The organism is Apilactobacillus apisilvae (assembly GCF_023380225.1).
Lineage (GTDB): Bacteria > Bacillota > Bacilli > Lactobacillales > Lactobacillaceae > Apilactobacillus > Apilactobacillus apisilvae.
In genome coordinates, this window is record NZ_CP093362.1 from 922,712 (window position 1) to 942,497 (window position 19,786).

Annotated in this window: 22 protein-coding genes and 1 riboswitch; of the genes, 10 read left to right on the plus strand and 12 right to left on the minus strand. The window is 30.5% G+C overall.

Annotated elements, in window-relative coordinates:
* Positions 1-163: 163 nt before the first annotated feature.
* Positions 164-892: a GntR family transcriptional regulator gene (locus tag MOO46_RS04735; RefSeq protein ID WP_249510548.1), complete on the minus strand. Its 729-nt coding sequence runs from the start codon at positions 890-892 to the stop codon at positions 164-166.
* Positions 893-990: 98 nt separating this feature from the next.
* Between MOO46_RS04735 and ybaK the strand changes: the two genes are divergently transcribed.
* Entirely contained in the window at positions 991-1,494 is a 504-nt protein-coding gene (gene ybaK, locus MOO46_RS04740; protein WP_249510549.1) for a Cys-tRNA(Pro) deacylase, read from the plus strand.
* Between the two features lie 2 nt (positions 1,495-1,496).
* Here the strand turns inward: ybaK and MOO46_RS04745 are convergent, their stop codons facing one another.
* Genes MOO46_RS04745 through MOO46_RS04755 form a run of 3 tightly spaced genes read right to left on the minus strand, consistent with a single transcriptional unit; the run spans position 1,497 to position 5,070 of the window.
* The gene (locus MOO46_RS04745; RefSeq protein ID WP_249510550.1) at positions 1,497-2,120 is read right to left on the minus strand and encodes an HD domain-containing protein; all 624 of its coding nucleotides are present in this window, start codon (positions 2,118-2,120) and stop codon (positions 1,497-1,499) included.
* A 41-nt stretch (positions 2,121-2,161) separates the two neighbouring features.
* On the minus strand, positions 2,162-2,662 hold the full coding sequence (locus MOO46_RS04750; RefSeq protein ID WP_249510551.1) for a DUF1836 domain-containing protein: 501 nt from the start codon (positions 2,660-2,662) through the stop codon (positions 2,162-2,164).
* A 53-nt stretch (positions 2,663-2,715) separates the two neighbouring features.
* Positions 2,716-5,070: an HAD-IC family P-type ATPase gene (locus MOO46_RS04755; protein ID WP_249510552.1), complete on the minus strand. Its 2,355-nt coding sequence runs from the start codon at positions 5,068-5,070 to the stop codon at positions 2,716-2,718.
* 87 nt (positions 5,071-5,157) lie between these two features.
* Here MOO46_RS04755 and MOO46_RS04760 point away from each other — a divergent pair, with 87 nt between their 5' ends.
* The 4 genes from MOO46_RS04760 (at position 5,158) to MOO46_RS04775 (ending at position 9,529) form a co-directional block, all read left to right on the plus strand.
* The gene (locus MOO46_RS04760; RefSeq protein WP_249510553.1) at positions 5,158-6,012 is read left to right on the plus strand and encodes an aldo/keto reductase; all 855 of its coding nucleotides are present in this window, start codon (positions 5,158-5,160) and stop codon (positions 6,010-6,012) included.
* Between the two features lie 57 nt (positions 6,013-6,069).
* Positions 6,070-6,251, plus strand: a riboswitch (Lysine riboswitch).
* Between the two features lie 166 nt (positions 6,252-6,417).
* Positions 6,418-7,917: a glutamate/gamma-aminobutyrate family transporter YjeM gene (yjeM, locus tag MOO46_RS04765; RefSeq protein ID WP_317619362.1), complete on the plus strand. Its 1,500-nt coding sequence runs from the start codon at positions 6,418-6,420 to the stop codon at positions 7,915-7,917.
* Positions 7,918-8,408: 491 nt separating this feature from the next.
* Positions 8,409-9,152 carry an SDR family oxidoreductase gene (locus MOO46_RS04770; RefSeq protein WP_249510554.1) on the plus strand — a complete coding sequence of 248 codons (744 nt, stop codon included), beginning with the start codon at positions 8,409-8,411 and terminating at the stop codon, positions 9,150-9,152.
* Positions 9,152-9,529 carry a MerR family transcriptional regulator gene (locus MOO46_RS04775; RefSeq protein WP_249510555.1) on the plus strand — a complete coding sequence of 126 codons (378 nt, stop codon included), beginning with the start codon at positions 9,152-9,154 and terminating at the stop codon, positions 9,527-9,529. The genes MOO46_RS04770 and MOO46_RS04775 overlap by 1 nt, the downstream gene beginning before the upstream one ends.
* On the opposite strand, the gene MOO46_RS04780 is transcribed toward MOO46_RS04775, so the two are convergent.
* The 3 genes from MOO46_RS04780 to MOO46_RS04790 form a co-directional block, all read right to left on the minus strand.
* Positions 9,530-10,018, minus strand: a complete 489-nt coding sequence (locus tag MOO46_RS04780) for a hypothetical protein (protein WP_249511729.1) — start codon at positions 10,016-10,018, stop codon at positions 9,530-9,532.
* On the minus strand, positions 9,975-10,175 hold the full coding sequence (locus MOO46_RS04785; RefSeq protein WP_249510556.1) for an SAP domain-containing protein: 201 nt from the start codon (positions 10,173-10,175) through the stop codon (positions 9,975-9,977). The genes MOO46_RS04780 and MOO46_RS04785 overlap by 44 nt, the downstream gene beginning before the upstream one ends.
* Before the next feature lie 79 nt (positions 10,176-10,254).
* On the minus strand, positions 10,255-10,419 hold the full coding sequence (locus MOO46_RS04790; RefSeq protein ID WP_249510557.1) for a hypothetical protein: 165 nt from the start codon (positions 10,417-10,419) through the stop codon (positions 10,255-10,257).
* A 157-nt stretch (positions 10,420-10,576) separates the two neighbouring features.
* On the opposite strand from MOO46_RS04790, the gene MOO46_RS04795 reads away from it, so the two are divergent.
* Both MOO46_RS04795 and MOO46_RS04800 read left to right on the plus strand, forming a co-directional pair.
* Entirely contained in the window at positions 10,577-11,137 is a 561-nt protein-coding gene (locus MOO46_RS04795) for a hypothetical protein (protein WP_249510558.1), read from the plus strand.
* Positions 11,138-11,192: 55 nt separating this feature from the next.
* A complete protein-coding gene (locus MOO46_RS04800; protein WP_249510559.1) occupies positions 11,193-12,533 on the plus strand; it encodes an IS3 family transposase in 1,341 nt (446 codons plus the stop codon).
* A gap of 52 nt (positions 12,534-12,585) precedes the next feature.
* On the opposite strand, the gene MOO46_RS04805 is transcribed toward MOO46_RS04800, so the two are convergent.
* Complete coding sequence (locus MOO46_RS04805) at positions 12,586-13,269, minus strand: glycerophosphodiester phosphodiesterase family protein (protein WP_249510560.1); 684 nt, start codon at positions 13,267-13,269, stop codon at positions 12,586-12,588.
* Positions 13,270-13,354: 85 nt separating this feature from the next.
* On the opposite strand from MOO46_RS04805, the gene MOO46_RS04810 reads away from it, so the two are divergent.
* The gene (locus MOO46_RS04810; RefSeq protein ID WP_249510561.1) at positions 13,355-14,035 is read left to right on the plus strand and encodes a type 1 glutamine amidotransferase domain-containing protein; all 681 of its coding nucleotides are present in this window, start codon (positions 13,355-13,357) and stop codon (positions 14,033-14,035) included.
* A gap of 27 nt (positions 14,036-14,062) precedes the next feature.
* On the opposite strand, the gene MOO46_RS04815 is transcribed toward MOO46_RS04810, so the two are convergent.
* On the minus strand, positions 14,063-15,721 hold the full coding sequence (locus MOO46_RS04815) for an alpha-keto acid decarboxylase family protein (RefSeq protein WP_249510562.1): 1,659 nt from the start codon (positions 15,719-15,721) through the stop codon (positions 14,063-14,065).
* Positions 15,722-15,891: 170 nt separating this feature from the next.
* Between MOO46_RS04815 and MOO46_RS04820 the strand changes: the two genes are divergently transcribed.
* Positions 15,892-16,248 (plus strand): winged helix DNA-binding protein, encoded by a 357-nt coding sequence (locus MOO46_RS04820; RefSeq protein WP_260525461.1) that lies wholly within the window; start codon positions 15,892-15,894, stop codon positions 16,246-16,248.
* Between the two features lie 31 nt (positions 16,249-16,279).
* On the opposite strand, the gene MOO46_RS04825 is transcribed toward MOO46_RS04820, so the two are convergent.
* Together MOO46_RS04825 and MOO46_RS04830 are read right to left on the minus strand one after the other, a co-directional pair.
* Complete coding sequence (locus MOO46_RS04825; protein WP_249510564.1) at positions 16,280-16,822, minus strand: biotin transporter BioY; 543 nt, start codon at positions 16,820-16,822, stop codon at positions 16,280-16,282.
* 100 nt (positions 16,823-16,922) lie between these two features.
* Positions 16,923-17,873 (minus strand): biotin--[acetyl-CoA-carboxylase] ligase, encoded by a 951-nt coding sequence (locus MOO46_RS04830; RefSeq protein ID WP_249510565.1) that lies wholly within the window; start codon positions 17,871-17,873, stop codon positions 16,923-16,925.
* Positions 17,874-18,018: 145 nt separating this feature from the next.
* Here MOO46_RS04830 and MOO46_RS04835 point away from each other — a divergent pair, with 145 nt between their 5' ends.
* Positions 18,019-18,663 (plus strand): helix-turn-helix domain-containing protein, encoded by a 645-nt coding sequence (locus MOO46_RS04835; protein WP_249510566.1) that lies wholly within the window; start codon positions 18,019-18,021, stop codon positions 18,661-18,663.
* Between the two features lie 44 nt (positions 18,664-18,707).
* Here the strand turns inward: MOO46_RS04835 and MOO46_RS04840 are convergent, their stop codons facing one another.
* Complete coding sequence (locus MOO46_RS04840; protein WP_249510567.1) at positions 18,708-19,748, minus strand: zinc-binding dehydrogenase; 1,041 nt, start codon at positions 19,746-19,748, stop codon at positions 18,708-18,710.
* Positions 19,749-19,786: the final 38 nt, after the last annotated feature.

Here is a 19,786-nt window from a genome sequence, read left to right on the forward strand (position 1 = left end):
AATTTCATTACAATGAATATAATAACTGCTTTTTATAAAAAGTCAACCTTTTTATAAATTGATACGGTCCAATTAATATAATTGTAATAAATCACTATTAATATCGTAATTATTATGAACGATTTATTCATAATAGTCCAATCATTCTCATACTTTTTAATAATTAATTATCATTCAACATTACAAACGTATTATATCTTAAATATTGATAATGAAGACGCATATTAGAAACTTCAAATGGGGTTCCATCATCTAAGAAAAAGATTCCTTCCATTAGTCCAACTGGTTCATTAGCTTTTAAATTAAGTAATTTTTGATCCTTTTCATCAGAAGGGCTGGCCAAAATTGATAAGAAAGATTTAGTAACACGCTTGTTAATTGTATCTTCTACATAATTAAAAATCGAACCAGAAACAATCTCTTTGGTTAATTCAGGGGCAATTTTAATCGGAATATAACCAGTTTCAATCATAAATGGTTTGTCCTCAAACAAACGTAAACGTTCAATTTTATATACAAAGTCACCTTCCGATAAAAATAAATCCTGCTGAATTTCTTTATTAGCTGGGATAACTTTAAAATCTAACAATTTAATTTTAGGTGTCTGCCCTTTGCTTTTTAAACTATCAGTAATTCCTAAATTAGAACCTTCATAATGAAAAATAGTTTGATTCTTCATATATAATGGATTAATAAAAGTACCGGAACCTCGTTTTTTAAAAATAATTCCATCATCAGCTAAAAGTTTTAATGCTCGTTTAATTGAACTACGACTTACGCTATAATCTTCACTTAGGCTACGTTCATCTGGTAAACGTTTATTGGGAAATTTGTTATTCACAATTTTTTGTTTTAAATCGTGCATTACTTTACGATAAACTAAATCAGCCATCTCTTACTCCTAACTCGAACAAAATTTATTAAAATAAGTATAACAGATTTATCAATTTAATATTACTATATGCTAAAATGTCCTGAGAGGTGATTTGAATGTCCAAGAAGAATAAAAAGAATCGCATTCATAAGACATTAGTTGAACAAATCCTAGATAAAAATAAAATTCCATATAAACAATATACATTCGCTACTCATGAAGCTGGTGATGTTCAGCAAATGGACATTGAAGAAGGTGTTGATAAACATCTAGTTTATAAAACTTTAGTGTTAAACGGTAAAAGTACCGGGCCAGTTGTTGGTGTCGTTCCAATGGATGAACGTTTAGACGAAAAGAAGCTTGCTAAAGCTTCTGGAAATAAAAAAGTAAATATGGTTCCATTGAAGGATTTACTTAAAACTACCGGCTATGTTCACGGTGCAAATACACCAATTGGTATTTATGAAAAATTTCATTATCCGGTCTATATCGATCAAGAAGCTAAAAAACAAGCAAATATCTTAGTTTCATCTGGAAAAGTGGGTCGTTCAGTCGAAGTAAATGCTGAAGAAATGATTAGCTTAGTTCATGGCCAGTTTGCTGATATTCGCCAAGAATAATATTAATGCCATTCTTTTTTAAATTCATTCACAAAGTTTTCCATATATAATTTTCTTTGAACCGCAAGTTTTCTTGCGGTTTTTGTATTCATTAAATCTGGCAACTTAAATAACTTTTCATAAAAATGGTTAATTACAGTTGTATGTTTTCGATATTCTACTTTATTCATATTAATTCTTGGCTGTTGTGATTCATCATACATAACATCCCCAAAATGGCCACCAAAATAAAATGCACGAGCAATGCCAATTGCTCCAATTGCATCTAGGCGATCAGCATCTTGAACAATTTGGCCATTAATATCTAATTCATAATGATTTGATAGATTCTTGCTATAAGACATATGCGTAATAATATTAATAATTTTATGAATTTCTATTTTGGAAAAATTTAATTCAGCTAGCTTATCAATTACTTGGTTAGTTTTAGCATTCGGATCCGTAACTAATTTATCATCAATCACATCATGTAAATAAGCTGCGGTAATAGCTATTTTAGAATTGGCTTTGGGATTTTCTGAAATTAACGTTTTGGTTAAAGCTACCACTCGATTAATATGGGCCAAGTCATGCCCAGTATGATCATCTTTTAATTCATTCTTAACAAAATTAGCAATTTTTTGCATAATAACCCTCCCTAATAAAAAAGTGATGTGTATAAGTCACATCACTTTGCATGCATCATATCTGAATAAATTTCATTTGCAATTAAACGATTAATGATTGTATCAGCAATCGCATTTAATAAATGATCACTGTCACTTTCACTAATGGGCTTTTGCCCTAAATCTGCTATATGGTGTAGTTTTTGAACTAACATTTCAATAAATTCATCATATGCTTGTTTTGGGAATTGTGTCTTAGTAATTTCATCAATTCCTTGTCGAATATCCTTAATAGAGAATACTGGTTTTAATAAACTAATAATAATAATATCAGCAACATGGACATTTTGATACTTTTTCTTTACTGGGGCAAAAGTTGCCTTTTGTTTTACATAGTTATTAACCATTGATTTAGTAACTGTGTCCATACCCAAAGGACCAATTGCTTCATTCACGACCGCGATTAATTGATCCATATATAAATCAAATTTAGGTAAGTCTGCCCATTTAGGTAAACTGATACTCTTCATTTGAGTTTGCCATCTATTATATTGCTTATTCATATAACCACCTCTTTTTTAATGATTATACCATAATAGATAGTTTTTAAAGCTACTTAACCTAGTCTTTTCTTTCTCATTTGACTGACCTTTTTTACAATTCTTTTTACAATTGAAGTAACCAAGAAAAAGACAGGTAAGGCTGTGGCAACAATAATAATTGCATGCATATTAATAGGATAATCAAAAATTGAAACTAATGAGAAAATCCGATTAAAGAAAACAAAAATCATCGCAAAAATTACAATTGTTGGAATAATAATAGTTAACTTAATTTTATTGAATGGTTTGGAAACCATAAATAACGCTAACCAATAAATTACTCCAGTAACAAGAATACTTAGCGTTGCTCGTTGCATATAGTTAAAGTCAAAGTAACTACCAATTACCATGATTGCTAATACATAACCAACAATTGTAATCGCTGCTGGTAATGCAACATCATATATTTTGCGATAGAACTGATTGGTTACTCGTTGATAATTAGGTGATAACGCTAATAAGAACGAAGGTAAGCCTACCATAACGGTATTAATTGGCGTTAACTGGATTGGCTGAAATGGATAACTATAACTAGTAATGAATAAGAATAGCACCGTTAAAGCTAAGGAAAACATTGTCTTAATCAAATATAGAGAAGCAACACTACTAATGTTATTAATTACACGGCGACCTTCTCCAAGGACATTAACCATTGCTGAAAAATTAGAGTTAATCAATACAAAGTCAGCAATTCCTTTAGTACTTTCACTTCCGGAAGCCATGGCAACCCCACAATTAGCTTGCTTCATCGCCAACATATCGTTGACTCCATCACCAGTCATCGCTACTGTATGACCATTGGATTGATAAGCTTGAATCAAGCGTTTCTTTTGCTTAGGTGTAACTCGACCAAAAATGGTATATTTTTTAACCAATGTACGATAATCACTGTCATCAGAAACTTTTGACATATCTAATAATTTATCACTATTAACTAGCCCCACTCGGCTACCAATATTACTTACTGTTTTAGGGTCATCCCCTGAAATAATATTCAAATCAGTATCTTGGCTTCTAAAATAAGCTAAAGTATCAGCTGCATCACTACGAATTTCATCACTAATTAAAATCAAACCTAGTAATACTATATTCTCAAGTGGTGATTGAACTTCACCATTTACTTTAACTAAAGATAAAACACGATATCCCTTTGAAGTGTAACTATCAATTTTTTGTTGAACTGCATCATCCATGTTAGAAAGTACAAATTGAGGAGCCCCCATTACATAATTACCATTTTCAAATTGTGCTCCACTCCATTTTTTATCAGAAGAAAATGGAATTCCCTTAATTAAAGGCCAATTTGGATTATCAATTGCTTTTTTAATGGCCGAAGATGTTTCATTATCATCATCACTAGCATAGACAATGCCACCTAAGGCAGCTTTCATTTCATCTTCACTTGCATCATTCATAGGTAAAACATCTTCAAATTTTAATTTACCAGTTGTAATTGTTCCAGTTTTATCCAAACAAATGGTATCAACACGAGCTAAAGTTTCGATAGCCGATAAATCTCTGACTAAAACTTTTTTCTTAGCCAATTTCATAGCAGAAACAGCTAAAGTAACTGAAGATAATAGAACTAGGCCTTCTGGAATCATCCCAATCATTGAAGCAACCATTCCAAGAATAGCTTTATTCATATCATCACCAGATAAGAGCTTCGTAGTTAACAAAGTAATCCCAAGTGGAACAATAATAAAGGTAAGAATTTGGATAATTTTATTGATAGTATGCAACATCTTACTATCAGAATGTTTATCAGTTTGATTAACCTCAGATTCCATTCGATTGACAAAAGTATCGTCACCAACTTTAGTAGCTAGAATGCGTGCACTACCACTTAAAATAAAACTACCTGAAGTGATCTCATCGCCTTCCTGTTTAGCAATTGACTTAGTCTCACCGGTAATTTGCGATTCATCAACTTGCAAACCAGTTGCGGTCATAACCTGGCCATCAATCGGCACCTGATTACCATGACTTAATAAAATGACATCTCCCAACACGATTTGATCAGCGTCAAGTTCTTTGATAGAACCATCACGAATGACCCTAACCTTACTTTCAGACAAAATTGCCATTTTATCCAATTGATGTTTAGAACGAATTTCTTGAATACTTCCAATAACTGTATTGGCAATCGCCACAACTAAAAATAACAAATTTTTATAATCGCCTGTATATAAGACCATTAGGGCCAAAACGATGTTAATAATATTAAACAATGTAAAAGTATTATTTTTTAAAATTTGGGGAACACTTAAAGTAAAATCTTTGCGCTTACTATTATGTAAACCCTTTTGATATAATTCATTAGCCTTAGATTCTGTTAATCCTTGTTGACTATTAACTTGTTCTGCCAAATGCTCACCTCATTTATCTTTTTATTTGATTTAATTTATATTACTGTTTTATGATTAAATTATTCTTAAAATCCAAGGAGGATTTATATGATTAATTCAATTAAAGATACTATTAAATTAGCCGATGGTAATGAAATGCCAATGGAAGGTTTTGGTACCTACAAATTAGACAATCAAGAAACCATGGACCAAGCAGTTAAAACTGCTTTTGAATGTGGTTATCGTTTATTCGATACTGCACAGTTCTATAATAATGAAGAACTACTAGGTAATTCAATCAAAAAGCTAGAAATTAATCGAAAAGAAATATTTATTACCGATAAAATTCCGGAACCTAAACAAGGATATCAATCAACTTTAGATGCAATTGATGAATCTTTATCAAGATTACAAACTGATTATATCGACTTAATATTAGTTCACTGGCCAATCCATTCACAATTTTTTGCAACATGGCGTGCTTTTGAAAAGGCTAAGGCAGATGGTAAAGTCAAATCAATTGGGGTAAGTAATTATCATCAAACTCATCTAGACTTACTATCAACTGCTGCTGATGAAATGCCCGTTGTTAACCAAATTGAAGACCATCCCTATCTCACACAAGAACCAATGGTTGCAGCTAATAAGCAACGCAATATTTTAACCCAAGCTTGGAGTCCAATGGGACGCGGTGCAACTTTGCAGGATCCAACAATTAAATCAATTGCTGAAAAGCATGGAAAATCAACTGCACAAACAATTTTAAGATGGCACCTTCAACGTGGAATTTCAATTATTCCTAAATCAAGTAATCCTGAACGAATTAAACAAAATGCTAATATCTATGATTTTAATTTATCTGACGATGAAATGAAACAAATTAGCAGCTTAAATCAGGAACAAAGAACTGGTGACGATCCAGAACTTGTATATGAAATTGAACATCAATATCCAACAAAGTAAGATAATTACTTGCATTATCATAGAAAAATAGTAGCATTATAAATATAAACTAAATATATCTAAGGAAGAGGCGCAATTATCAATAGTAAGCTTATGGAATACTTTAAGGTATGTCGATGTAAGTGGAACGGGATGATTGCCGAAACGATTAATCACTTAAATGATTAACTTGTTGGGTCTTGGTTGAACAGGCTAAGAACTGTCGTAAGTATATAAGCTTACGGGGTGCTTTTAAGGTAATCTAACGATAAAATAAGACGTTAATAATAACTTTAAGGGGGCTATTCCATTTGAATAGTCCCCTTTATTTATTACATAGAATCATTTATACCTGTGAATTATAAATAGATTTATTTATTTTATCAATTAAAAGTATCTTCCTCATTGAAGGGAGTAGTTGTTTTTATGGAAAACATGCAAAGTCAAAAGAAGATTTCCACAATGGGATTAGTATTAATTATCTTTTCAACCATTTTCGGAATCTCCAATTCACAAACAGCCTTTTATCAAATGGGCTATTCAAGTATTATTTGGTACATATTGGGGGCAGTTTTATTTTTCATCCCCACTAGTTTAATGTTTGCTGAATATGGTTCTACCTTTAAGGATGCCCATGGTGGTATCTATTCTTGGTTGGAACAAACTATCGGTAAACGTTGGGCATTTATCGGTAGTTTCACCTGGTTAGCTGGTTGGGTGATCACGTTAGTTTCATTAGTTACTAACATGTGGATCCCATTAGCAGTTACGATTTCTGGTAAAGATACCACTGGTAGTTGGCACTTATTTGGTTTAGATTCAACCGCTACAATTGGTGTGCTAGGAATTTTAGTTATTATGTTTGTAACTTGGTTGGCATCTCGCGGAATGAAATCAATCGCGGGATTATCATATGTAAGTGGAATTATCGGAATTGTTGATTTAGTAATATTCGTTGGTTTATCAATTTTAGTCTTAATGGCTAATCATGGTCAATTTGCCGAACCTATTAATATGCACAATATGGTAACTTCACCTAATCCTGCATTTCAATCACCAGTATCAATGTTCTCCTTCTTAGTTTACGCAGTTTTTGCATATGCCGGGATGGAAACATTAGGTAGTATTACTGATAATACTAAAAATCCTAAAAAAACTTTCCCACGTGCGGTAATTATTGCTACCGTTGTTATGACTGTTGGTTATTTATTAGGGATTCTAATGTGTGGTATCAGTGCTAACTGGCTTCGTGATTTAGGTCATAGTGATATTAACTTAGGAAATGTTCGTTTCGCCCTCTTAACTAATTTAGGGGTCGAATTTGGTCACAACTTCTTGCATCTAAATACTAGTCAATCATTAATGATGGGACAATGGGTCGCAAGATTTACTAGTTTAACTGGTTTTATTAGTTACTTGGGTGAGTTCATCTTCTTAACCTACGCACCTATTAAGTCATTTATTGAAGGTTCTCCAAAAAAATTATGGCCTAAGACAATGACTAAATTAAATAATTTTAATGTCCCTGCCCATGCATTATGGGTACAATGCTTAGTTATTTGCATTATCATCGCTGGGGTTTCATTCGGTGGATCATCAGCTCAAACTTTCTATACAATTTTAACTGATATGAATAATATGACTACTGCAGTCCCATATTTATTCTTAGTCATTGCATTTCCATTATTTAAAAAGAAGATTACACAAAATAAAAATAACTTTATTTTTTATCAAAATAAGACATTCACGAATGCTACAACAGTAATTACAATTATAACTTTAGCTTTTGCTATTGTGTTTACAACGATTCAACCATTAATGGATCATGATGTTCAAACGGCATTCTGGACCTTATTTGGACCAGTCTTCTTCATCATTGTGGCATGGTTATTCTACTCACATGGTGCTAAAAAATTAAATCAATAATTAAATTAAAAGAGATCGACTTATTAGTCGACCTTTTTTAATACATAAAACTTTTTTAGTAAAGGAATTATATATGAAAATATTATTTAAAATAATAAGTATCGTTCTAAGTTCAATCGTGTTACCCATCCTAATATTAAATGTATTTGTAAACTGCTTATATTTATTTTCAGAAGGTTTTACACAAAATCTAGCATCAACCGTTTTAATTTTGGGAATGTTATTGGTAACAATTTTATTAATAGCACAGGACATTTTGTTATTTAAAAAGATATCCTGGAAATTAATAAATATTTTTACAGCTACTATAGCTCTGACAACTGTATGCAATGTTTACTTAATATTATTTTTCATTCCAATATTAGGATCCACAATTACTTTTTATATAGATAAAATAATTAATTCAAAGAAATGAAGACTAATCATTTGACCTATAGTTAGGTATAAGGTTTATTATAAACAAACTTAATAAATTAAAGGAGTGTTTTATAATGACTTTAAAGGATAAAGTAATTGTTATAACTGGTGCTAGTTCTGGAATGGGAGCTGCAACCACTAAAAAAGCTATTGATAAGGGTGCCAAGGTAGTAATCGGTGCTAGAAATGAAGATAAGCTTAAAGCTATTGCTGAAAGCACTGAAAAACCTGACAATGTTATTTATCAAAAAACAGATGTTACTAGCTTGGATGATGTAAAAGCTTTGGTTAAAACTGCTGTTGATAAGTTCGGTAAAATCGATATTATTTATAACAATGCCGGAATTATGCCACAAGATAAATTAGTTGATAGTGAACCTGAATCATGGAAGGCAATGTTTGATACTAACGTAATTGGTGTCTTAAACGGAATTAAAGCAACTACCCCTATCATGAAGCAACAAGGTTATGGATTAATTATGGCAACTGATTCTGTCGCTGGACATGTTGTTTATCCTGGATCTGCTGTATACAACAGTACTAAGTTTGCGGTTCGTGCAATTATGGAAGGCTTAAGACAAGAAGAACATGGAAATGGTATTAAGACTGGAATTGTATCTCCAGGTGCAGTTGATACTAACTTAGTTTCAACAATTGGTAATCAACAAATTAAAGATGCCATTGTTAAAATGTCAGAAGATAAAAACATGGCACTATCAGCTGAAGATGTTGCTAACTCAGCAATCTTTATGATGGAACAACCTGCTAATGTTAACATGAATGAAATTCTAGTTCGCCCTACTGGTCAAAGTATTTAATGAAAATTTCTCAAGTTACTAAAGAGTATCATGTTTCAAAACAAACTTTGTATTACTGGGAACGCATTGGTTTATTAGAAAAAATCAAAAAAGATCGTAATGGGTATCGTAACTATACAAAAAATAATTTAGAACAATTAGAATTCATCACGTGCATGCGTAATGCTGGTATGACAATTGAAAAATTGCAAAAATATATGTTTTTGTATAAATCTGGTGAAAAAACTTATAAACAAAGAAAACAGTTAATTTCTGATCAACTAACTGAGATTAAATATCAAGTTTTAAGGTACAAAAATGCTCAACAGATGTTGGAGTATAAGTTAGCTCATTATGATGAACTTAATAATAGATTAAACAAACAGGATGCTAAATAATTAGCATCCTGTTTGTTTTTGGTATTTTTTTATTAATGAGAAATGTTTATAAATTAAATTATGATTATATAGCTTCGGTTGATCAGAATCACGAACCTTTTTCCATAAAATTGCAGCAACTTTTATTGGACTAATAAAATTATGGTATGAAGAATCTTGATAAAAATCTTTTATAAAATTATTCCATTGATATGTACTTTCTTCATTTGTTCTATCAATAATTTTATTGTCGTTCATAACTGAAATTAAATCATTAATAGTAGAATTTTTATCTTTTTTAGATTGGACTTCACGCATTTTTACAGCCATTGCTTTATTAAAATGAAATTTATCTACTTTAAAATAATCAGCAAAAAATTTTCTTGCTTCATTATTTAATTTAAATCCAGAATTATACAACCTAGTATTCAAATTAATCTCATAATTTTTCAATGATTTATGATTATTATTCTTTCTCAATGGCTGAATGTTTTTTTGCAGACTCACCATTAATTAATCGAATAATATATGTATTTAATTCTGCTTTAGTTCCTGAGGTTGGTAATTGATATTTTCTGCAAATAGATTGTAAGTCAGTTTTATAAAAATAACGTTTCTTAAAATTATTTATTATTTTTCCATTATAAATAATTTGAATATTAATCACCTCGATTAGATTATACTAATTATATCAAAAAAGGTGCTTATTTTTATAAAAACAAGCACCTTTTTTATTATTGTTAATATTACTTATCTTCGTCAGATTTACCTGACATTTCAGACATTTTACCTTTTGCTTTGCCAGTCATTTCAGAAGCTTTGCCCTTTGCTTTACCAGCTGCTTCTGAAGCCTTACCTTTTAAGTCACTAGCTGTTTCGCTAGCTTTATTTTTGATATCATCAAAATCCATAATATCATCTCCTTCAACTATGTTTTAACATTGTATTTTAATAATTTCAAAGGATTAAACTTATACTCTAATTAAAACATAATCGTAAATATAATTTTGATATGATAGCATAATAAACATATTCTATTGATATCGTTATCATTCGAAAGGTTTTTATATGATTAATTTAAAAGTAATGTTTATTTTGTTTATATGTATAATGGATTTATTTGGCGTTGATGGTTTAAAAAAAGATGAAGCTAAAGCAGAAAGTAAGGCTTCATATGCCTATATTAATATAGGCAATAAAAATTACACGCAAGATGGTGGATATTTAAAGTTTAATAAAATTCCAAAATTAAGCTTTGATAACGTAACATCCGAAGATAGAACATTAGAACAATTCAGTATAAATGAAGACAGTGCTAATTACGATAATAATATAAACATATCAGATAATAGACAATTATCTAATAAGAGTGGATACAACGTTAGCGTATCATTAGGCAAATTTAGTCAATTCGACAATAATGGGAATATTGAAAATAAAAATAATGACTTCAAACTAAAACTAGATGGTTTAAAAATATCTACAAATGAAAATAGTAAAAACATTTCACAAAATAGTAAAATTAAAAACGTTATTTTAGAAGCAAGTGATAAAGTAGATCCCGGTCAATATGTCGGTGAACTTAATTGGACCCTTTCACCAACAATATCAAATGCTAATGAAATATAAAAAAACTATTCTGAAGTGAACCCCTAAAGTGAAACAACACTTTAGGGGTTTTTGTATGACAAAATTTAGTTTTGAGTTAAAGAAAAAAATAGTTAAAGAATATTTTTCAGCAGGAATTGGTTCTACTAGTCTTGCTAAAAAATATAATATTAAAAGCAGAACAACTATTTTAAATTGGATTCATATGTATAATGCCTTCGGCATTAAAGGATTAATTGTCAGGCACCCAATCAAAGTATATTCTGGATATTATAAACGAAAAGTGCTGCATTGGATGCACACTAACCACAGTTCGTATCCAGAAACAGCACTTTTCTTCAACATATCAGCCCCAAGTACCATCTTTGCTTGGGAGCGAAGATTGGAGACTAAAGGCCTAACTGGATTATACACTAATCGTGGCCCTAAAAAAATGAAATCAAATAAAACTAAAATTAAATCACCTAACAAGTCATTAAGAGAAAAAGTTAATTATTATCTAATCAATTATCGTTATGAACAAATAAAACAAGAATGTGGATCTACTATGGATCACATAAAGAAATTGATTACTTTCTTTAAAAGATTTTCTATATCATTCATTTTAAAAAGTATCGGTATAAGTAGAAGTTATTATTATCGACATTTCAAAGAAGATGATAAAGATGATAACTTAAAAAAGATGATCACTAAAATAAAGCATTTTAATCCTAATTATGGGTATCGCCGTTTAACCTTAGCTTTAAGAAATAACAACGTAGTTGTTAATCATAAAAAAGTATTAAGGATAATGAAAACATTAAATTTAACGACCAATCAATATAACAAAAAAAGAAGAAAATATAATTCTTATATTGGACAAGTTGGACATATAGCCAAAAATAGGATTCATAGAAAATTTAAAACTGATCGTCCTTATCAAAAATTAACAACTGACGTCAGTGAATTTAGATATGGTAATCAAGATATAAATCACAGGGTTTATTTATCACCAATTATGGATCTATTTTCTGATGAAATATTAAATTTTTCCATTAGCGAACATCCAAATGTCGACTTTACTATTAAGCCAATGAAAGAATTGATTAAAAAATTACCAAAATTAAGCTATAGAACCACCGTCCATAGTGATCAAGGCTTTCAGTATCAAAATAATAAATGGCAAAAATTATTAAAGAATAATCACATCTTTCAATCCATGTCCCGTAAAGGGACATGTCTAGATAATGCACAAATGGAATCATTCTTTCATATCATGAAAATAGAAATTATGAGTAATCATTATGAAACAAAGTCTTCATTAATTAAAGCGATGAAAAAATGGATTAAATATTATAATAATTATAGAATTAAAACAAAACTAGGAGGTAAAGCTCCGAAAGAATATCGGAAACTTTACCTCCTAGAAAATAAATAGTTGTTTCGATTTAAGGGTTCACATCATTCGATTAATTCGAATAGTTTTTTGTTTATTTTAATTCATCACGAATCTTTTGTGCATTTTCAAAATCGTTAGTGAAGATACCTTGAATGCCAATCTTGCACAACTGATGAATTTCCATATCATCATCAACTGTCCAGATTCTTTCATGATCTTCAATTCCGGGAATGTATGTACCTGGATGAAGGCTATTTATATGTTCATTTTCCATAAATGCTTTAGGATCAACATTCATTCTTTTACCAAACAAGAAGTTATAATCTTGGCTAGGATCAATTCTTTGGGCAACTTTAATGCTATCAATATTAAATGAAGAATAAATAACTGGATACATTAAATCAGTATCTTTAACCATTTTTAGAACTTTTTCTTCAATATCTTGGTAATGAATTTTATTAGTTTTAAATTCTAAATTAAGTCTAATATCTTTACCTTCAACTAAATTAAGAAGTTCTTCTAAACTTGGTATTGGCTGATCATTATCCAATTTAAACTTACGTAGATCTTCAAAACTATAATCATTAATTAATCCTTCACCATTGGTAGTACGATCAATTTTTTCATCATGCATAATAACTGGAATACCATCTTTAGTTAAATGAACATCAAACTCAATGGCATCAGCATTATTATCAACACAATATTTAAAACCTGCTAGTGAATTTTCCGGAAATTTTACTGGAATTCCACGATGTGCAAAAATCATTGTCATATATACTCTCCCCCTACTATATACTTTATTCTAGACCAAAAGTGCTCTATAATAAAACAAATTAGTTTATATGGGAGATTAAGCCATGAAAAAAATCCTAGTAGTTTTAACAAATACGACTAGATATAAAGGTACAAATGGTGCTACTGGTTTATGGTTAGGTGAAGCAACAGAGTTTGTTGATATCATTCATCAAGCTGGTTATCAAGTCGATTATGTTAGCCCAAAAGGTGGATTTGTACCAATTGATCCGCGTAGTATGAAATACGTAAATAAAAATATTATGGAAAGTTATGAAACTGGTGACTTTCAAAAAAGAGCTTTATGTAATTCACTTTGTCCACAACAAATTAATCCTGATGATTACATCGCTATTTATTATACTGGTGGACATGGTGTTATGTGGGATTTCCCTAATAACTATGAATTACAAAATATTGCTCAAAAAATTTATAACAACAATGGTTTTATCACGTCAGTTTGTCATGGTATTGCTGGAATTTTCAATATAAAAGACAATAATGGTAAATATATTATTGATGGTCATAATGTTACTGGGTTTACTAGATCTGAAGAAATGTTAGCTGGAAAATTAAAAATTGTTCCATTTTTAAACCAAGAAATTGCTGAAAAACGTGGTGCTATTTTTAAAAAGCATCGTGCTTATAAAGAATTTGTCGTGCAAGATCGACAAATTATAACTGGACAGAATCCTTTTTCAGCTAAAGCCGTCGCTGAAATGTTAATTAGTAATTTAAGAAAGTAAAAAAGAGCCATAAAAGGCTCTTTTTTATTATTTATTTTGTTCAGCAAATGCTTTAGCTGTCTTCGTTAATTGTTCAGGAGTATCTTTCATTCCCATATTAACTTGAATCACAACCAATTTATCTTCTTCATGATTGGCTTTATTCATCGCTTCAAACAATTGATTTTCGGTTGAAACATTAATAAAATCATAATCTGAATCTTTGGCACCAAATGCCTTTGGTATCAATTCATAATCCAATTGTGGCACATCATTATAAGGTTCATTCATTCCATGAATTACTCTTTCAACAGTGTAACCATTATTATTAATTACAAAAACAATTGGTTTTAGATGTTCACGAAAAGCAAGTCCAAAATCTTGAATAGTTAATTGTAAGGATCCTTCACCCGTTGATAAAACAACTCTACGATCTTTATTAGCAATTTGATTTCCTAATGCTGCTGGAAATGCATAACCAATTGATCCCCAAAGTGGTTGGCCAAAGAATTTAGCACCTTTGGTTAACTTTTGACTAGCTAGACCAAAGAATGAAGTTCCTTGTTCGGCTACTAGAGTATTATTTCCTGAAATAAATTGGCGCATTGCTTTATCGTAAAAATCTTGTTTAAGCATATTGTCTGAAGGTGTAACATCGGAATCAATTTGTACTTTCACATCGGGTAATGATAAATGCAGTTTAGTATTGGCTAGTTCATTAATTACATTAATGAAATCATAATCTGCACTTACATTTTTTCCATAAATAGAAGCATTTTGATAACTAAGCATAATAGTATCTTTTTCAGCAAATTGTTGTGTAAATCCACCTGTAACAGAATCAGTTAATTTTGCTCCAATTAAAATAACCGTATCTGCATTTTCGACATATCGATTGATCTTTTCATCTGAAATTTCACCATTATAAGTTCCAACAAAATTCTTGAAACTTTCATCGATATTACCCTTACCAAGACCTAAATCTAATAATGGTATATTATTATTTAAAGAAAATTGCTTAATTGCATCAAAGATATTGAATCGATCAACTTCATGTCCCATAACAATAACTGGTCTTTCAGAATTATCGATTGCTGAAGCAATGTCTTCAAATGAATTTTCAGATTTGTGAGCAGTTTTATTAAAAATATTTGGAATATCATTCTTAAGTGAAATATTAACTTTCATTTCTACTAAGTTAGTTGGTAGAATAAGATATGCCGGTTTTTTAGTTTGATAGATATATTGAGCAATATCATTAATTTGATTAATAGCATTTTCACGATTCAATCTTTCAACTTTGATTCCTAGCTGACGATGAGCTTTTTCAAATCTGTCGAAATCATGGTCACCAAAAGTATGATGGACTAACGATCCATTTCTTTGAACGCTATCAGTAGGGGCACCGACAATTTCCAAGACTGGAACATTTTCAGCTATACTACCAGAAAGTCCATTAATTGCACTTAATTCACCTACACCAAAAGTAGTAACGAATGTCGAAAAACCCTTTTCTCGTGCGTAGCCATCAGCCATGTATGAAGCATTTAATTCATTGGCATTACCAATCCACTTCATATCTGAACGATGGGTAATATGATCTAAGAATTGTAAGTTATAATCACCTGGAACCCCAAAAATATCATTGGCCCCCATATATTTGACTACATCCAGTAAATAATCTGATAATTTATATTCATTTGACAATTTAATTCTTCCTTTCAAAATACGTCCATATAGTTTACCTATATGTCATTTCCAAAGTATATGCTGTTAAAAATAAAATGTCAACATTCTTGACCTAATAAGGAGAGGATTATATCAATAATAACGAAAAGCTTTCGACTATATTCTTTGCATATCAACAATTCTCGTCGATGATTGATCTGAAAAAATATTCTATAAATAAAACTCAACATCAAATCATTTATTCAGTTTCAGAACTGAATATTGTTAGTATGAAAAAGATTTTAAATTTATTAAATATTTCTAAGCAGGCGCTAAATGTTAATATTAGAGAATTAATGAAAAATGACCTCATAACAGAAGTTCGCGATGAAAAAGACAAACGAATTAAAATATTAAAATTAACTACTAAGGGTAATAAACTAAATAATGAGATAAATGAAGAACAAAAAAATAAAATCGATGCTTTATTTAAGCAAGCTGACGGTAGTTGGGAAAAAGTCATGATTGAATTATCAAATGAATATAAAAATGGATTAAACAAATAAAAACAGCAGGCTCAAAAAGAGCTTGCTGTTTTTATTTTATCAATTTAATTAGTCTTTGAGCTAAAAATACTGCAATAATTGATTTCAGTATATCTCCCGGAATGAATAAAATGTTAGCATACAATGCATTCATAATAGAAATATGACTTTGCCAACTTAACCACAAAACTGCAATGGTATAGGTAAATAAAACCGAAGTAATCAATGTCGCAATTAATAAAGAGCCAAAATTATTGTTCCAATTAGTATAGCGACCGATTAATCCATTAATAAAAGAAATTATCATCGGCGTAAATAACCAAGCAAATAAATATCCCGCTGTTGGTCCAACAAAAACTGCCATCCCACCTCTAAATCCAGATAGAAATGGTAGTCCTACTGCTACTAAGATTAAAAATAATAAAACTGAAATAGTTCCCTTTTTACCACCTAATAGTAAACCAGCTAGCATAATTGCAAAGTTTTGCAAAACAATCGGTACCGGAATAATAAATATCGGAATTCCTGGAATCATTCCTAGTACAATCGTTAAAGCGGTTATCAAAGCAATCTGCGTTAAATCTTTAGTTTTCATAAAATACTCCAATTATGTATTAGTTAACTAAAATATAAAATAAAGTTAACAATAAATAATGATATATTCAGTTAACTAAAAAGTCAATATAGGTTAACAATTAAAAATTAACTTTAACTACTTCTCCAGTCATAATCGCTTTTTGCTCGTTTCCATCATCTAAAATCAATCGACCATGATGATCAAAATCAACCACTTTACCTTGAATAGAATTATTATAAGTTTCAATTTCTACTTGATGACCAATCAACATGGATAGTTGGCGATAATCATCCATAAATGTTCCTTTTGCATAATCTGGATACAATTTATAAAATTCATTAATAATATCAGCAACGACTTTATTTTTATCTACATGGTCTTCACTGATTGCACCCACTGAACGATTCATCGATGGAAAATCCTGCGTATTCAAATTAATACCAATTCCAATAATAATGGCTGAGGGATGCATTAATTCAACATCCATAACTGATTCAGTTAAAATTCCAGCAACCTTATTTTGATTTACATAAACGTCATTAACCCATTTCAGTTTAAAATCAACATTAGGATAAGATTTTCGTAGTCCATGAACAACTGCGACTGCCGTCATCGTTGTTAATAAGCCACCATCAAAAATATCATTATCACTAATTGGTAAAACTAAACTCATATAAATCCCTGTATCCTTGGGTGAATAAAATTCACGTCCACGACGACCATGTCCATTAGTTTGTTCATCAGCTACAATAGCCAATGGTTGATCAATTTGGTTTTGACTAATTATTTTTTTAGCGTAATCATTGGTTGAATCAATTTCATTGAATGTTTTGATGTCAAATGGAGCCTTTAAATGTTCTTTAATTAAAACGCTATCAAAATTATTTGAACCTAAATAGCGATAACCTGCATTTTTCTTACTTTCAATCTGATGACCAGATGATTTTAAAGTCCGGATTAATTTCCATATCATTGTACGACTGATTGATAATTTATTTGCTAGTTCATTTCCTGACAGCCATTCATTTTTATGCTCAATAAATAGCTTTAGTAATTGATCTTTTTTCATGTTAGATCTCCTGTTATTTTATGTATTATAAATCATATCATAATTTTAAAACATTGATATATCAACAATGCCAAGAAACTTAGCTAGTCATTTAGTTGAATTATTTATACAATAAATCTAAATAATTACAGAAAGGAGCTTTCATATGCGTTTTGGCGAAAGATTAAAAGCTGCCAGAAACAAAAAATCATTAACTCAAGATAACGCCGCAATTGTTTTTAAAGTTTCAAGAAAGACCATTTCTAGTTGGGAAAATGAAAATAGTTATCCCGATATTAATAGCTTAATTAAGATCAGTAACTTCTACCATATTTCTTTAGATACCCTCTTAAAAGAAGATGTGGGAATGAAAGAATTTTTAGATAAAAATGATGTCAAAAAAGGATTAAAGCCATTACAAAATTGTATTATATTTTTAGGAATAATTATTTTTACAGCATACATTTTAATTATTTCACAGAATATAAAATTAAACTTGTTTGGTCATATGTTACTAATAATGTTTTCTGGCCTTCTTGTTGGATCTTTTATAGGAGTTCAAAGTAGTTTTATAAAATTAGAAAAACATTTGGGATTATATAAAACTACTTGGTTTGAACAAATATTTACCAATATTAAATACACAATCGTTACAGAAATAGTTATTGGTTTTATTTTAACGATTAATATTTTAATTTATATTTTTTCATCCTATGACACAACTCCAATAATTCAATTTTTACTAGTCTTAGCAATTGCTATTATTATAATATTTTACGATATTAAAATTGTTAAAAAGAATAAAAAATAAAGCGACTACCAAAAGTAGTCGCTTTATTAAACTTAATATTATAATTAGTCGATTGTAATTGCAGCCTTGATAACTTCACGATTAGTCATAGCTTGGTATGCGTCATCGATATTATCTAGGTCAAAACTCTTAGTAAAGACTTTACCTGGATGAATTTCACCATCTAGAACTGCCTTTAATAGAACTTCTTTATCATAAGTGGTTACTGAAGCAATTCCACCACCTAAGGATACGTTCTTCATAAATGGAGTAACAACATCTGGATGTTCAACGTGTGGTAACCCAACACGACCAACGCTTGCACCTGGACGAGCAACTTTAAGTGCAGTTTCAGTGGATAATTCAGTTCCGACACATTCAAGCACAGCATCAGCACCTTGGTTATTAGTTAATTCCATAACTTTAGCAACTGCTTCGTCACCACGTTCAGCAACAGCATCAGTAGCACCAAATTCAAAGGCTAAGTTTTGACGATCTTCATGACGACTCATGATAATAATCTTCTTAGCGCCCATCATTTGAGCAGAAATAACTCCACATAGACCAACAGCACCGTCACCAACAACGACAACTGTGTCACCCTTACCAACACGTGCTTCATGAGCAGCATGGTATCCAGTAGCCATAACATCTGATAATGCTAGTAATGAATCTAACATTGCATCACTGTAATCATCAGGGTTACCAGGAACCTTAACTAGTGACCATTCAGCATGTTGGTAACGCAAAAATTCAGCTTGAGCACCTGAAGTAGTGTTATCTTTATGGTTCAAACAATTACCATCATAGCCAGCACGACAAGCAGCACACTTACCACAACCGTGAGTAAATGGAGCAATCACAAAGTCACCAGGTTTTAAAGTAGTAACAGCTTTACCAGCTGATTCTACAACACCAATAGCTTCATGACCACCATTTTGTGAATTCTTTTCCTTATCAGATAATCCACGATATGCCCATAAATCAGATCCACAAACACAAGTACGGACAACACGTAAAATAACGTCATCATCAGCTTGGATTTCAGGCTTATCAACATTTTCAATCTTTACTTTTCCGGGTTCAACAAATAAAGTATTTTTCATTTTGAAATCTCCTTACTTATTTTAAGTCAGTTCAATTT